At 61.7% G+C, this 14,059-nt stretch carries 14 protein-coding genes; 7 read left to right on the forward strand and 7 right to left on the reverse strand.

Annotation, left to right across the window (positions count from 1 at the left end; all coding sequences use genetic code 11):
• Window positions 1-24: 24 nt before the first annotated feature.
• From OP10G_RS05270 to OP10G_RS05285, 4 genes are read left to right on the forward strand one after another with little or no spacing between them, the layout of a single operon-like run.
• On the forward strand, window positions 25-1,794 hold the full coding sequence (locus OP10G_RS05270; RefSeq protein ID WP_025226931.1) for a S8 family serine peptidase: 1,770 nt from the start codon (window positions 25-27) through the stop codon (window positions 1,792-1,794).
• A 13-nt stretch (window positions 1,795-1,807) separates the two neighbouring features.
• Window positions 1,808-2,071: a hypothetical protein gene (locus OP10G_RS05275; RefSeq protein ID WP_025226930.1), complete on the forward strand. Its 264-nt coding sequence runs from the start codon at window positions 1,808-1,810 to the stop codon at window positions 2,069-2,071.
• Between the two features lie 31 nt (window positions 2,072-2,102).
• Window positions 2,103-3,401 carry a hypothetical protein gene (locus tag OP10G_RS05280; protein WP_025226929.1) on the forward strand — a complete coding sequence of 433 codons (1,299 nt, stop codon included), beginning with the start codon at window positions 2,103-2,105 and terminating at the stop codon, window positions 3,399-3,401.
• A 22-nt stretch (window positions 3,402-3,423) separates the two neighbouring features.
• A complete protein-coding gene (locus OP10G_RS05285; protein ID WP_144241005.1) occupies window positions 3,424-4,056 on the forward strand; it encodes a tudor domain-containing protein in 633 nt (210 codons plus the stop codon).
• Here OP10G_RS05285 and OP10G_RS24060 read toward each other — a convergent pair.
• The 4 genes from OP10G_RS24060 to OP10G_RS05305 all read right to left on the reverse strand — a co-directional run bounded on the left by OP10G_RS24060 (window position 4,053) and on the right by OP10G_RS05305 (window position 8,254).
• Window positions 4,053-5,795: a PAS domain S-box protein gene (locus tag OP10G_RS24060; protein ID WP_025226927.1), complete on the reverse strand. Its 1,743-nt coding sequence runs from the start codon at window positions 5,793-5,795 to the stop codon at window positions 4,053-4,055. The two genes, OP10G_RS05285 and OP10G_RS24060, sit on opposite strands and share 4 nt — an antisense overlap.
• 72 nt (window positions 5,796-5,867) lie before the next feature.
• Window positions 5,868-6,956: a glycosylasparaginase gene (locus OP10G_RS05295; RefSeq protein WP_025226926.1), complete on the reverse strand. Its 1,089-nt coding sequence runs from the start codon at window positions 6,954-6,956 to the stop codon at window positions 5,868-5,870.
• Window positions 6,957-6,978: 22 nt separating this feature from the next.
• Entirely contained in the window at window positions 6,979-7,467 is a 489-nt protein-coding gene (locus OP10G_RS05300; RefSeq protein WP_158409140.1) for a DinB family protein, read from the reverse strand.
• Window positions 7,468-7,597: 130 nt separating this feature from the next.
• Window positions 7,598-8,254 (reverse strand): XRE family transcriptional regulator, encoded by a 657-nt coding sequence (locus OP10G_RS05305; RefSeq protein ID WP_025226924.1) that lies wholly within the window; start codon window positions 8,252-8,254, stop codon window positions 7,598-7,600.
• 118 nt (window positions 8,255-8,372) lie between these two features.
• On the opposite strand from OP10G_RS05305, the gene OP10G_RS05310 reads away from it, so the two are divergent.
• Window positions 8,373-9,218, forward strand: a complete 846-nt coding sequence (locus tag OP10G_RS05310) for a type II secretion system protein (RefSeq protein ID WP_025226923.1) — start codon at window positions 8,373-8,375, stop codon at window positions 9,216-9,218.
• Between the two features lie 88 nt (window positions 9,219-9,306).
• Here the strand turns inward: OP10G_RS05310 and OP10G_RS05315 are convergent, their stop codons facing one another.
• Both OP10G_RS05315 and nuoG read right to left on the reverse strand, forming a co-directional pair.
• The gene (locus OP10G_RS05315) at window positions 9,307-9,618 is read right to left on the reverse strand and encodes a hypothetical protein (protein ID WP_144241006.1); all 312 of its coding nucleotides are present in this window, start codon (window positions 9,616-9,618) and stop codon (window positions 9,307-9,309) included.
• Between the two features lie 13 nt (window positions 9,619-9,631).
• Window positions 9,632-11,791, reverse strand: a complete 2,160-nt coding sequence (gene nuoG, locus OP10G_RS05320) for an NADH-quinone oxidoreductase subunit NuoG (RefSeq protein WP_025226922.1) — start codon at window positions 11,789-11,791, stop codon at window positions 9,632-9,634.
• Window positions 11,792-11,880: 89 nt separating this feature from the next.
• Between nuoG and OP10G_RS05325 the strand changes: the two genes are divergently transcribed.
• Entirely contained in the window at window positions 11,881-12,450 is a 570-nt protein-coding gene (locus tag OP10G_RS05325) for a hypothetical protein (protein WP_025226921.1), read from the forward strand.
• 48 nt (window positions 12,451-12,498) lie between these two features.
• On the forward strand, window positions 12,499-13,041 hold the full coding sequence (locus tag OP10G_RS05330; RefSeq protein WP_025226920.1) for a hypothetical protein: 543 nt from the start codon (window positions 12,499-12,501) through the stop codon (window positions 13,039-13,041).
• A gap of 113 nt (window positions 13,042-13,154) precedes the next feature.
• Here the strand turns inward: OP10G_RS05330 and OP10G_RS05335 are convergent, their stop codons facing one another.
• Window positions 13,155-14,042, reverse strand: coding sequence for a phytanoyl-CoA dioxygenase family protein (locus OP10G_RS05335; RefSeq protein ID WP_158409141.1), 888 nt, complete (start codon window positions 14,040-14,042; stop codon window positions 13,155-13,157).
• Window positions 14,043-14,059 lie beyond the last annotated feature (17 nt).

A 14,059-nucleotide genomic window follows, 5' to 3' on the forward strand; every position in this document is an offset into this window, starting at 1 on the left:
CTTACGCACCTATAGAGGGCGACTATGAATTACCAGAAGATGACTCCGGCGCTTAACGCCCTGATGCATGACTTTGAGCACCCCCGCGTCGGAGGATTATCGGCTTCGCTCCAGTCGTTCGGTATCGTGCAGACGGATGCGACGGCGGATCCGAGTGTCGTGGTGAAGGTGCGGATCGACGACAAGCCAGAGACGGTCGCGCGCCTTGCCAAGATAGGAGTGACCGTCAACGAGCCCACTCGGAGCGAAGCCGGACGCAAGAACGGATACGTGGCCCGCACCGCATACCTTCCGATCAGCGCTCTTGGGAGTCTTTCCGACGACCCTTCGGTGCGGAGAATCAGTCCGGGCCGGTATCTGAACCTCTTGTTGGATACGGCAGCGGTCGCCGTAAACCTTCCCGCCTACAAAGCCGCGACCGGCGACACCGGAAAGGGAGTCGTCGTCGGGATCGTGGACAGCGGCTTGGATTGCTCGCATCCCGCATTCGCAGGGCGCGTTCTCCGTGTTTGGGATCAAACGCTGGCCGGCGCAGGCGTCCCTGGTCGAAGCTACGGAACCGAGTTCGTGGCTCCGACCTTTACCGGCACGACCGATACCCACGGACACGGGACGCACGTCGCTGGAATCGCCGCGGGAAACGACGCGACTTATCAGGGGGTCGCCCATGAAGCGAACATCGTCTTTGTTAAGACCACGATGATGGACGCCCACATCGCAGACGGAGTCGAATACATCTTCGATGTCGCCGCCAGCCTCGGATTGCCTGCCGTCGTGAATCTGAGCCTCGGGGGTCACCACGACCCGCACGATGGGACGGACGACCTCTCGCATCGGATCGACCTTGTCTCAGGACCCCAACGCATCGTGGTGTGCGCGGCCGGCAACGAAGGGTCCCAGGATATTCATGCGCACACGAGTATCGCCCCCTCGGGCGCCGACACGATCAATTTCGGCGTCGCTAATCCGGCAATGATCCCCGTTCTCAACGGGTGGTATCCGGGAACGTTCGAACTCGAAATCGCGGTGGAATCGCCCTCGGGGCTGATGACGCCGTTTCAAGGCGTCATCCTCGCCGGTTCGCCGTCGAGGATTTATCCGCTCACGGATGGGACGATAAGAATGACGACGAACGGCCCCGACCCGGTCAGCGGAGACCACAACTTCTTCGTCGAGGTGCTCGGCGCGAGCCCGCTCGGTCAAGTCGCCGCCGGCGTGTGGAAGCTCCACGTGCGACGAGGACCCACGGCGGGGCCGGCGGGTGACCTTCACATTTGGAGCATGGAGGGGCACAACATCGGCCAAGTGCCTTTCGTATCGGGGAGCGGCGTTCCAGGACACAAGGTCGGTTCGCCGGGAGCCTCTGGTCAAGCGGTTACCGTCGCTTGCCTCTGTACAAAGAACAGTTGGACGGACGCCACGCCCGCGCCTCAATCGATTCCCTCTCTCACCGTGGGCGGCCTCGCGTTTTTCAGCAGCGATGGACCGCTTCGCAACGGCGCTCAAAAGCCCGATTTCACTGCGCCCGGGGCGGTGATCGCCTCCGCCATGTCTTCCGCTTCCTTGCCGCTACCGAAAAACCGGCTGCTCGGCGGGTTCACCATCATGATGGGAACCAGCATGGCGGCCCCGTTTGTGACCGGCCTGGTTGCGCTCCTCTTGCAGAAGGATCCCACGCTCGACCCGGCCGGGGTGAAGGCGAAGCTTAAGGCTCGCTCCGCAATCCCCGGCGGAGCTCCCGGCGCTTGGGACGCTCACTGGGGCTATGGGATAATCGACATGGCGACACCCTAGCGTCGAAGGATGAATGAACTACCGAAAGTTGGATGCCGCGCTCGCTAGCGTGGTGGACGATCTTTCCTATCCGGTCGAGGTTTCGGTTAGGACGCAACGCGCCCCCACTCAAACCGAGGCGACGGCATTGGCTCGCCTCGGCGTGGAGTTACCGAGCTTGGAACGGCCCGTCTTCACGGCAACCTTAAACCGGAAAGGGATCGGCTTTCTGTCGGAAGAGGACTGGGTCTTGAAAATTTCCCTTTGCCAGCCGCTGCAATACCTCAAGCCCGCCTAGGACGGTCTGCTAATTCTTTTGGTGTGAAGCGATGTTGACCGCCCTTGCCCTCACCGTTTTAGCGACGACCGACTTGGACTATCTGCACCAAGTCGCCCACGAAGTTGTCGACGCCAGCAAGGTCGTCGCGGGTGGCAGGATCGGCGATGCCAACCTAAACACCACCGGCTACACGGTGCGCGTTCCAGGCGGTACGCAGAGCTACTACCCGGCATTTTGGATGCGCGATGCCGCGATGATGCTGGGGGCAGACCTCGTTTCCGCGGACGAGGTCGAAGGGTGGATAAAGGTTATCGCCGCCGTTCAGCCCGGGCCGAGTGGACTCGACTTTCCACACGGATTGCACGTCCCCGCCTACAGCATTCCCGATCACATTACGCTTCAGGGGGAGGCGTGCTGGTACCCGGGAGCCTATGCGGACCAAGGGGTCGGCAACTACGGCTATCTTCCGCCGGCGGACGACGCATTCTATTTCATTCAGATGGCGCACGAGCAGTTTCGACTCACCCGGCGCTCCACATTTCTCCGCTCCCTGGTCAAAACCCGCTGGGGTAGCTCGCCCGTTATCGACATCTGCCAGAAGGCTTTCGAGTCGGTAGCGACCGACTCGCTCACCGGGCTCGTCGTCTGCGACGACGCAGCGGGTAAGGGACGGGTCGACTGGGGGTTCTGCGACTCGATCACAAAGACGGGCAAGTGCCTGATGCCTTCCCTCCTGCGATGGCAAGCCGCCCGCCGCCTTGCGGCGATGTTCGACGCAGTTGGCCAAAGAGGCCGGGCGAGGAGCTTCCGCCAGGCCGCGGCGCTTATCTGCCGGAGCGTTGCGGCCAGCTTCTACCATCCGCTGGAACTCCACCAAGCAACGCTCCTTTCCGCCACCGGGTTGGGGAAGAGAGAGGACGTATGGGCCTCCGCTTTCGCGGTCTGGCTCGGAATTCTGCCCCGTCGCGAAGAAGAGGCTGTCGCACGGCGCCTGCTTTCGCTCTATTTAGCGGGTGGAACCGTCATGGAGGGGCAGGTCCGCCACATGCCGCCCACGGGCGAGTTCGGCGGCTTCTGGGAACGGGCGAGCTCCGGCCAGGGCACGTACCAGAACGGTGGCTTTTGGGCTACGCCGACGGGCTGGATGGTCGTTGCCCTCGAAAAAGTGGATCGCTCGGCAGGGGAGAAGTTGCTCGCTGAATACGTTGCCCATATTCGACGACACCGTTCCGAAGGTGCGCCGTATGAGTGGATCAACCCCGTCATTGGGGCGCGGGTAAACGGTAACTATGCTTCGTCGGCGGGTCTGGTTTATTCGGCCATACGGCAGGCTCGAAACGAGCGGTAACCTCCGCCCGTAGCAACTACCGGTGTTAAGAACGATGGCGGAGACCCACTTAACCGAAACTCAGGTTCACGACGTGATCATACGCGCCGGGGAGATCGAGCAGCGGCTCCGCTCCGGCGCCAATACGTCCGAGCTAGAGAATGTTCTTGCCGCGGCCCAGGAGGCCGGTCTGTCGCGCGAGGCGGTCCTGCAGGCAATGCAGGAGCATCTGGATTTGCTGGGCGAGCCGCCGAAGGAAGGCGATCTCGTCTTTGCCAAGTCGACGGACGGCAAGTTCTATGCCGCCAAGTTGCTGCAGGTTGGCAAGGGAGCGCCGCGGGTTTGCTTTCTGAACGGAGGTGAGACGAATGTGAGCTTCGAGGACATTCGCCCCCTGGCCATCACTCCGGGCACCCGGGTGGTGTGTAAGTGGCCCGATTGGGGAGATTGGACTTCCACCGTCATCCGCTACGACGCTCAACGTTCGACGGTGCGTGTCAGCGACGGCTGGGGGTCCGAAAAAACATTCCCCTTGGCCGAGATCCAACTGGACATTAAGCAGTTTCAACCCAAAGCCCCAATTCAATGGGCCAACTTTAAGTGGCAGGTTGCCGTGGCCTTTGCTGCCGCCGGCGGAATCGTGGGCAGCCTGCTCACCTGGCTATTGATGCGCTAGCGCCCGTTTTGCGCTCCGGAAGGAAGAGTGAAGGTGAAGCAGGCGCCTTTGCCCGGTCCATCGCTTTCCGCCCAGATCTTTCCGCCGTGGCGTTCGACGATCCGTTTGGCGTTCGCTAAGCCGATGCCGGTGCCTGGGTATTCCTCGTCGCGGTGAAGGCGCTCGAAGGGGCGGAAGAGCTTGGCTACGTATCGCATGTCGAAACCGATCCCATCGTCGGAGACGGTGAACTCCGCACCTTTTTGCCGGAGGGCGATATGCGGCGTCGATCCGGACCTGCGATACTTGCCCGAGTTTTCAAACAAGATCGTCAGCAAGATCTCCAGCAGGGTTGCGTCGCCCACGGCGACCATGTCCGGCTCGATCGAGAATTCGGCCCCGGCGCAAGACCAATCGGGCTGAGAAAGGCGGTCGGCGACTGCACGCGCAAGCGCCGAGAGGTCAAAGGTTTCCTTGGCCGGCTCCCGGTGCCCTAACCGGGCATAGTCGAGCAGGTCGTCGACTAAGGCTCCGAGTTTTTGGGCGGCAGTGGCCTGGCGGCGGAGTTGCTCGCGGGCGTCGTTCTCGAGTTCGTTGCCGAAATCCTCGAGCAGGATATGGCTCGATGAAATGATCGCCCGGATCGGCGCACGCATGTCGTGGGAGATTGAATAAGAGAACCCGGTCAGCTCATCGACCGCCTTCTGCAGCGCGTCGGTTCTCTGTCGCACCCGGCCTTCCAACTGCTCGTTCAGCATCCGATACCGCTCTTCGCTCGCCCGCAACGCCTCTTCGGCGGCGCGGCGTTCGGCGATCTCGCGTTGCGCGGCGTCGTACAGATCGGCGTTTTGGAAAGCGATGGCGAGCGGAGAAATCAACGCGCTGAATCTCTCCAACTCCGGCGGACCATAGGCGTCTTGCTCATGGCTCATAACCTGCACGACCCCGAGGACCTTGCCGTCGAGCTTAATCGGCGCCATCATCGCCGTACGTGGAGTGGGTGGCGGGGCGCTCTCCGCCTTCAGGTCGCGCTGCCCACCGTCCGGCTCGACTTCGATATAGGTGGTCCCGGGGCGCGCGACCCGTTCGCCTACGTCGAAGATCCTGGGCTCGCCCGTACGGATCACCTCCGTTTGCATACCGCCGGCTCCCGGCTGGTAAGCCAATACCGGCAGGGTCGTGGGGTCGATCTCAATACTCCCGGTCCAAAGGTAGACGCATCGGATCTCCGCGGCGTCCGGATCGAAAGTCGATACGACGATCCCGTTACATGGAATCGCCTCCATCACCAGATCTTGAAACGCGCTGCAGAGCTCGTGCCGGTCTAAGGTGGCGGAAAGGCGGCGGGCGGCCTCGTACACCTGGTGCAGCTCCGCGTCGCGACGCCGAATCGCCGTGACGTCGCGGACGATCTCGCAGAAGCCAGCCAAGTGGCCGTGCCGATCGAACACGGGCGACGCCGTGACGGAGACGCTTAAGGTTCGGCCATCCTTGGCGATCCGCTCGGAGTCGTAGCGGTCGACCGGCTCGCCGCGGATGAGCCGCTCTCTGACCGAGCGTTCCCGGTCTCGACGTTCGGGGGCGACAAATAACTCGAAGGGGCGCCCCATCGCTTCAGCCGCCGAATAACCCAATACCCGTTCGGCGGCACGGTTCCAAACGTTGACGATGCCGTCGAGCGTCTTACCGACGATCACGTCTCCGGCCGACTCGACGAGAGCCGGCCATAGCTCCGCATCCATCCGACCGGCGACCTCCATCCTTTCATTCTAGTCGCGGTCACTGATCCCCCCTAGGTATCTGGCAAACCGTGCGGCTTAGCCCGCCGTTTCTCAGGGGTAAAGGGACTCGGCCTCTTCGAAACGGGCCCCTTTCTCGTCGCAAACGGCATACCGGCTATGTCCAAATCCCACGCTGGCATGCCGGCCGCGCGCGTCCAGAACGTAGAAGTTCAGACCGAAATTCGGACGGCCGTTTTCTTCAAGCAAGCGCTTCTCTTTAGTGTTGGAGACCACTCGCTTGAGGGCGGCCAATCCGGCATCCTTCGGGTGCGCGCCCCGGCGGAGCTCTTCGACGACGAGTAACGAGCAGAGATTATAGAGGTTCGCCTCGCCCCGGCCGGTGGACCCGGCAGCGCCGACCTGCCCATCCACGTAAAGTCCGGCGCCGAGAACCGGGGAGTCTCCGACCCGGCCGGGAATCTTAAAGGCGAGACCGCTAGTGGTCGTCACCCCGGCCAGCTCGCCAGCGGGACTGATTCCGTTGCAGTTGATCGTCCCCCACACGTGCTCCGGATCGATCCAGCCTTCGCGTGACATCGCCAGCGCCGCTTCGAGGCCGGCTTGATCGCGCTTAGCCGGGTCTAAATAGTGCGTCGGGTCGGTCCGGCGCTTCCACTCGACCCATGCCCGGCGCGACTGCTCCGTGTTGAGGTCTTCCTCGATCGTAAAGCCCATGGCGCGGGCGAATTCTTGAGCCCCCTTCCCCACGAGCAGGTGGTGGTCGGTTCCGGATGCGACGAGTTTCGCGACCTTGGACGGGGTTCGAACCCCTTCCAAAGCCGCCACTCCGCCCGCCCAGCGTTTGGGGCCGTGCATACAGCATGAGTCGAGCTGAACGACTCCATCGGCGTTCGGTATTCCTCCGTAACCCACGGAGCTTTCGTGGGGATCGAGCTCGACGATGTTCACCCCTTCGATCAGGGCGTCGAGAACGTCGGTCCCGCTGGTCATCAGGCGGAAGGCCCGCTCCACGCAGGTCTCTTTTCCTCCGTTACGGAAACTGTTTCCATTCCCAGAGGAGATGACCACCGGTTTCACGGCGGACGGCAGGTGAATAAGCGGAGATCGGTCGAAAAGCGGGGTGGCTACGGCTCCGGCGGTGCCGGCAATTAGGTCTCGGCGCGAGATCGACGAGGGCATAGTTGCCTAGCATAACCGTTTGCTAGGCCCAGTGCATCTCGCCGTCGCCATAGAGCGATTGAATGTAATTGATCTGGCCGTCGTGGTAATTCATATGCGACGCGGCATAGTACGCCAGCCTGTACGCGGGAAGCGGCTGGCCCCAAGGCGCGCGAACTTCGGCGGCAAGCTCTTCCGGTTCCAAGGCGGCAAGAGCTTCGATAACGACGCCGCAACTGTCGGTTAGCCCTTCCTGGAGTTTGGTCAGCGAGTCGAAAGAGCGGACAAACGCCTCGCGCTCTTCGGTTCCCGGCATGTAAACCGGCTCATTCCTGAGCGCCCGCGCAACGAATCGGTTAAATCCTATGCATTCGGCCGTGAAGGAGGCGGGTGTTCGGGCGGCACCCATTGGAATCGCGTGCAGCTTGTCTTCCGGCACGTGGGAAAGGTCCGAGTTGTAAGTCTCACAAGCCTCGGAGATCATTGCGGAGATCACCTGCCGAAGGTCGGTAGAGGCGTTATCGATCATCATGCCGCAATTTTGCATCCGTTCTCCAATTTGATTGGGTGCCCTTTTTCAGGGACACGCCGTCGAGGTCGAGGGCACCCTACGCCCCGAGCATGCCGGCGGCGGTTTCTTGCCGCGGCTGAGAAAGCGCCGTTTAAGGCAGAACGATCTGCAAGACTAAAGGCGCGGGATGCCCGGGAGTTACCGGGTCGCACGGCTCGAGGCCGTTTGGCTGAGTGGCATCATAGGTGGCGGCCTCGCCTTCTTGCAATACGAAGCTCTCTTCGCCGACGACCACCCGCACCTTTCCCCGCAGCCCGTAAACGAACCGCTCCCCGCTCGGATCCGCCGTGATGTCGCTGGGGCGGTAAACCTCCACGACGAACGGAATCAACCGCGAGCCCTCTCGACGACAACGAAGAGGACGGCCGAAGTTGTCGGCCAAGCCGTACCAACCAAGCCGGCTCCGCTCGGCCGGATCGCCGATTCGCTCGTTGGTAGAGCTCTCCGCTTCCCCGTTCCGGTTGACCTTGGTCGCATACCAAACCGCGTCCGCGTTGGTGTGAAGGCGATAGTATGCACCTTCATTGGCTCCAGGCCGCCGGGAGGCCGGATCGGTCGGGACCATGCCGAGAGCTCGGCAGAGCTTCTCCCGAGTCGCTTTTTGGACCGGCAAACCGGACTCCACGCGAAGGAGTGTGTTCTTACTGATCCCGGCGAGCTCGGCCAGATCGCGGACGGTGTATCCGAGTAGGTTTCGGTTGCGCCGCATGGAAGCGCCGAACTCCGCCAGGTTCTCGGATTCGGACATGCCACTTATTGTGTCGCTTGGAATTGGACCAAATCTAGGTGAATTGTCCCAACCTCGAGTCCGGCCATAAAGCCGGGATCTTGACATTTCCAGATAGCGTAACAGACACTATTCAATTATGCTGCGCCGAAAAGGCTTTACTCTTATCGAACTGCTGGTAGTAATCGCCATCATTGCGATCCTCGCCGCCATTCTCTTCCCGGTTTTCGCCCAAGCCAAGGAATCGGCGAAGCGCACCGCGTGCCTCAGCAACTCGCGCCAGCAAGGGACCGCCCTTCAGCTCTATCTGCAAGACGAAGACGGGATGATGCCGACCGCATATCAGCTCAGCGCGACGGGCGAGTACCACGACGTTTGGAACCTCCTGCTTCCATACACGAAAAACCAGGAGATCTTCTTCTGCCCGGATCGTAATCAGCGCGGATGCACGGGAGATCCGGGCCAGCCGGAAGACTCTCGCTGTATCGGCTACGGCTTTAACTGGGGACCGCTCCAAACCTTTACGCCCGGAGACTTCGAAGGGGGCCTGATGGAAGCTTACGACGCGGGCGACGATTGGCAGGGAGCGCGGGGCAGAAACGAGAGCGCGGTCCTAAGCTCGGCGGAGACGTTCGCGTTCGGCGACACTCACGATCGCACCTGGTACACGATCGCTCTGAACACGATGCTGAGCAAATTCGAGGGAACCACCAATCACGAGCTGGTCCACGGTGGCAAGCTCAACATGAATTTCGTCGACGGCCACGCAAAAATGGTGGCGTGGAAAGTCGGCCTCGTAGCCCCCGGCCACCTCGGCCCGCGCGTTTCCTACCTCTTCCCCAAGAACTCCAACGACTGGAGCAAATGGTGCGCGGATCCCGCCGCCAACGTCACCGTCCCCGGTGGCCTGCGAGGCGGCCTGCAAATGCCGTGCGGGGACGTAGCTCAGTACTACGCCGACAAAGCGGAGTGGGCTCCCGACTAGCCGGGGATTTTTATCCCGGTAGAACCTTGAACCGCGGGCGAATCCACCGCTGGCCCGCCGACAACCGCAGGGGGGCCAAAGCCCGTCGCTACCTGTGCTTGACGACGTCGGCGAGATAGAGGCAGGAAAAGGCGATAACCGCCACTGAACCACCAAGAATCTTGGCGATGGTCTTGCGGCGAGAAACGGGAATATCGCTCAAGAACATCATCGAAAGGGCACAAACGACCTGAACGAGTCCGAGCAAGAGCAGATTAAACGTAGTCCTTGCCGATGCATTGTCCCCCACCCAAGAACCTGGATTGAAAACCGAGACCAAGCCTAACAGCGCGGCAAAAGCAACGCTGACGGTTATGCACACTGTAAGTCTGGAAAACGCCTTCAACAGTCCCGGACCCATGGCAGTGCCCCGCTTAACCGTTAACTTCCACCGGCGCCGTATGATCCTGCGGATCGGGATCGGGGCCGACGCCAAGTAGGAACCCTTCCCCCTTAAGCGAATCGTACGACGCACCCACGAACTCCGGGATCTCGGCGGCGATTCGCGCCAAGATTTCGCCTGGATTGAACGGAGGGGCGTAGGGGCGAAGGCGGATCGCCAATTCCGTGTAAACGCGCCACGCCGGCTTGGCATCCCCTTTCCATGGCAGCACCTGGGCGAACCGCTGGACGCGGCGCTCCAAGTTCGTGAAGCTTCCTTCAGCCTCGGTCGGAGCGGTCATCGGGAGAACGACGCTCGCGTAGTGCAGCGCCTCGCTCTCCGTATGGTGCTGAAAAACCAAGAAGTCGACATTCTCCAACGCGCGACGAACCAGGTCGCGATCGGGATGTGCGTCGAAGGGGTCCACGCCGGCGAGCCACAGCGCCTTGATTTTTCCGACGGCGCACGCTTGGAGAATCTCATGAGTGTTGAGACCATTCTCAGGAAGAACGCCGAGGAGCGTCGCTCCTTCCTCGTTCGCTCCACGGGCGTAGTTGTTGAACGTGCCACCCGTAACCATCGAGAGCCCGGCCAACGTCTCGACCGCGTCGGCGCCGCCCGGCGCATCGTAGATACCGCGTGTCGTGATCGTCGCGCTACCCGCGACGATCCCCGCGGCTTCGCGCAGGGTGGCGGCCGGCACTCCGGTCACCGTCTCCACATATTCCGGCGTGAATTGACGTAAGTCCTCCACGAGCGCCGACGGGACTTGTGCTTTGCCGGTGGAAACCAGCTCGTTCAACAGACCGTTCGCCAGCGCCGCCGCCGTCCCCGGTTTGTAGCGCAGGATCAGGTGGGCGAAACTGTCGGCGTCGGTCGGTCCATCATGGGCGACGACGACCCTGGTTCCCTTGTTGAACCAAGCCTTGCGGACGCGGAGGAAGAGGATCGGCTCCTCGTCGGCTAGCGAGGTTCCGAAAATGAGGATCGACGGAACGGTTTCGAAGTCCGCGATCGTGTTCTGGACCGTCTTGACGCCAAGCTTGTTCTCCAAGCGATTGGCATTCGAGATCAGATCTTTCTCGAACCGATGGTCCAGGTTTTCGCTACCAAACTCGCCCCGCACAAGATTTCGGAAGGTGAAAAGGTCTTCGTTCGAGAGCCGTGTGGAGGCTAACGCCGCCACGTCTCCTCCTTGGAAAACGCTCAGAATCTGGCCGTACGCGGTCGCCCAGTCGGAAGGCGCCAGCCCGGCCCCCTCGCGAACCAGCACCTTCGAAAGGCGCTTGTCCGAATTCAGCGAGTAGTGCCCAAACTTGCCGCGGTCGCAAGTCCACTCTTCGTTGACCGCCTCATTGGTCCGGCCGTTGATCCGAGCGACCTCGTCGACCCGATAGTCGACGTATACGTTGCATCCGTTACTGCACACCGTGCAGATGCCGGGGCGGGTCTGGAGGTCCCACGGGCGGGCCCGGAACCGGTATTTGGAGCTGGTCAGGGCGCCCACGGGGCAGATCTCGATGACGTTGCCGCTGAATTTTGACTCGAAGGTCCGCAGCTCAAACGTTCCGGGCTGCGTCTTCGCGCCTCGGAAACGGAGCGCGAGCTCCGCCTCACCCGAGATCTCCTCGGTAAATCGCACGCACCGGCCGCACTGAATACACCGTTCGAGGTCGAGCGTTACGTACTGGCTCAGCGGAAACGCTTTCGGCGCGTGGCGCTTCAGCTCCACGAACCGGCTCGTGCTGGGGCCGTAAAAAAGGGTGTTGTTCTGAAGCGGGCACTCGCCGCCCCGGTCGCAGATCGGGCAATCGAGCGGGTGGTTGATCAGCAGAAACTCGAGGACGCCGCGTCGGTCGTTGTGCAAGAGCTGCGTGTCGGTGTAGACCATCAGCCCCTCGGAGGCAGGGAGCGTACAGGCGGTCTGCGGTTTCGGCATCTTCCGCACGGATCCGTCCGGCTGCTTGAACCCGATCTCGATGAGGCACATGCGGCACATGCCGACCGGCTTCATTCGAGGGTGGTAACAGAAGATCGGGACTTCGAGCCCGAGACGCTTCACCGACTCGACGATCAGCTCCCCTTTGGGGACCTGGAGGGCCACGTCGTTGATGGAGATATTGACGAGCGGGACGTCCGCGACGGCTGCCATGGTGGGGTTCGGGCGTCCATCTACGCGTGCAAGGCGCCCTTGGATGTTGTGTACCTGAAAACCGCGTCTCGAGGCGTCATGCTTATGCGATGGAACGGGGTCTGACCACAAAGGAGACGCTCTTGGGTTGTGGCGTTTTGGTGGTCGCCGCCGCTCTCGTCCTGGCAATCGGCCTCCGGATAAGGGGCAAAAAGATGGATCAGGGGGAGGCGGAGCGGATGAGACAGGTGTACGTGGCGCTCTCGATGTACGAGTCGTCTAACGACGGCATCCCCGCCCCAAGCCTCGCCTCGCTTGCTGTTTCCGGGGTCGATCCCGCGAATTTCCTCGCCACCGGCGACCCGTACGCCAACACCAAAGCACCTGCATATCCCATCGACGGCAGCCGGCCGCGGGCGCCGCGTAGCTCGGCCTACCGAATTTCGTTCAGCTATGCAGGAGCATTTCCCGAGATCGCCAAGCGACTGAATCGTTCCGATCCCCTTGTCGGTCTTCTTGCAAACGAATGGATCGGCAAGGTGTCCCCTACCGGCGACTTTGGTGCGGACGTTTCCGGGCCGATCATGCGGATCACAATGGACGGCTCGGTCTACCAGACGGCCGACCGCGGGGGGCCTAAGCCGCTCGGCGATGCCGAGGATCTATTCCTTCGCCGTTAAGCGATATTCTCAAACGTATGCGCGGCCCCGCGCGTCTGAGAGTTAGGAATGCTGCTCGCCTACAAGATTATCGTTTCGACGCTGCTATCGGTGGCGCAGAATGGAATTCCAAAGGAGGAAGCGCCATTCAAGGCCCTCGGACAAATGACCGGCGCCGACTCCCAGGTGGAGAGCCCCCGGGTGGAAATGGTTCAGGACAACGCCAACTGGGCGAGGGTATGGCGCGACCACCGGCAGTCGACGAACGTCGTTCCCGGCATCTCGGCGCCCGTTACCGATCTCCCCGACCGGCCGGTAGTCGATTTTGAAAAGAACGTCGTGCTGTGCCTCTTCGGCGGACAGTCGCGGAATGTCACTGGCTTCGACATCGTCGATGTCGGGGACGAGAAGGGGACCGCCTTCGTGCGTATCCGCCCCCAGATCCTCCCCCAAGCCGGTGCGAGCGTCCTCCAGAACGCCTATATTCTTATCGTCCTCCCTCGTACCAAGCGCAAGATGACGGTCGAACTCGACCAGTCCTCCCTCGGCGGCCGCGGTTGGCGGACGCTGGCGTCGTTCGGGCCGACGGTTAAGGAGAAGACGAAGTTTTGAAGGCGTTGGGCGTTGGGAGTTGGGCGTTGGGAATAGGGTAATGCCTACAAGCTACTAACGCCTCAACGCCTCAACGCCTCAACGCCTCAACGCCTTAACGCCTTAACGCCTTCTCACAACACACTTCCCGCACTGCAGTGCGATCCAGGGGTGTGAACGACGTGGGCGATTTTGAGATCGGCGTCGGGCTCGATTTCCTGCTGAAACTGAGGGTCGGGCTGCCAGTGGAACTGCGGGCTATCCGGAAACATTCGGGCGAAGGCGCGGAGGCCGAGCGGGATGAGCTTTAGGCGACTCGTGACCCAGTGGATGTCCCAAGGGCCTTCCTCCAAAATCTGCTCGGCGGCGCGAAATTCGTAGTAGATCGTTCGGCGCAACGCATTTCCCAAAGCTCGCGGCGAGCCGTGGACGACCATCACATCGTGGAGAAGAACGTCGCCCGGTTCCATCTCCACGACTGTCGAGCCGGGAGGGCTCCATCCGTGCTCTTCTTCTAGCCGGCAAGCGTCCAGGCGGTCGCGTTGGCTTCCCGGAATGACCACGAGCGCCCCCGCCCCTTGGCGCGAGGAATCGAGATAAAGATCGTAGTTGAAGATCCGGTGTTTGCGCGGATGCACTGCGTCTTGGTGCCAGCGAATAACCTCACCGTCTCCCTCCTGCTTAAACACCATCGACTCGTACGTAGGCACGAAGTTCCGCCCACAAAGACTCTCGGCCACCCCCAAGACTTGCGGGGCGCCTAGCATCGCCAACGACGCCTCCTGCCCCTTGTCGTGCAGATAGTCGACCCGGTACATCACCTCTCCGACCTCGCGTTTGGCCCACGCGTAGTCCCCACGTTCCGCTTCGCTCAGGTCGGGGGAAGTTCCCCGCTCCATCCAGACCGTCCCAGCGGATTGAAGCGCCTCGAGCAACGGACCCGTAATCCAATTCCGAAGGATCAAGTACCCGTTGGCGTCGAAGAACGCGATCTGCTCATCGGTGAGGTGATGCGAGCCCATAGCGTAAGAATAACGCA

This window comes from Fimbriimonas ginsengisoli Gsoil 348 (assembly GCF_000724625.1).
Lineage (GTDB): Bacteria > Armatimonadota > Fimbriimonadia > Fimbriimonadales > Fimbriimonadaceae > Fimbriimonas > Fimbriimonas ginsengisoli.

Coding starts and splice junctions, on each gene's coding strand:
- OP10G_RS05270 (WP_025226931.1), top strand. CDS start 25: ATGAATTACCAGAAGATGACTCCGGCGCTTAACGCCCTGATGCATGAC.
- OP10G_RS05275 (WP_025226930.1), top strand. CDS start 1,808: ATGAACTACCGAAAGTTGGATGCCGCGCTCGCTAGCGTGGTGGACGAT.
- OP10G_RS05280 (WP_025226929.1), top strand. CDS start 2,103: ATGTTGACCGCCCTTGCCCTCACCGTTTTAGCGACGACCGACTTGGAC.
- OP10G_RS24060 (WP_025226927.1), bottom strand. CDS start 5,795: ATGGAGGTCGCCGGTCGGATGGATGCGGAGCTATGGCCGGCTCTCGTC.
- OP10G_RS05295 (WP_025226926.1), bottom strand. CDS start 6,956: ATGCCCTCGTCGATCTCGCGCCGAGACCTAATTGCCGGCACCGCCGGA.
- OP10G_RS05300 (WP_158409140.1), bottom strand. CDS start 7,467: ATGATGATCGATAACGCCTCTACCGACCTTCGGCAGGTGATCTCCGCA.
- OP10G_RS05305 (WP_025226924.1), bottom strand. CDS start 8,254: ATGTCCGAATCCGAGAACCTGGCGGAGTTCGGCGCTTCCATGCGGCGC.
- OP10G_RS05310 (WP_025226923.1), top strand. CDS start 8,373: ATGCTGCGCCGAAAAGGCTTTACTCTTATCGAACTGCTGGTAGTAATC.
- OP10G_RS05315 (WP_144241006.1), bottom strand. CDS start 9,618: ATGGGTCCGGGACTGTTGAAGGCGTTTTCCAGACTTACAGTGTGCATA.
- nuoG (WP_025226922.1), bottom strand. CDS start 11,791: ATGGCAGCCGTCGCGGACGTCCCGCTCGTCAATATCTCCATCAACGAC.
- OP10G_RS05325 (WP_025226921.1), top strand. CDS start 11,881: ATGGAACGGGGTCTGACCACAAAGGAGACGCTCTTGGGTTGTGGCGTT.
- OP10G_RS05330 (WP_025226920.1), top strand. CDS start 12,499: ATGCTGCTCGCCTACAAGATTATCGTTTCGACGCTGCTATCGGTGGCG.
- OP10G_RS05335 (WP_158409141.1), bottom strand. CDS start 14,042: ATGGGCTCGCATCACCTCACCGATGAGCAGATCGCGTTCTTCGACGCC.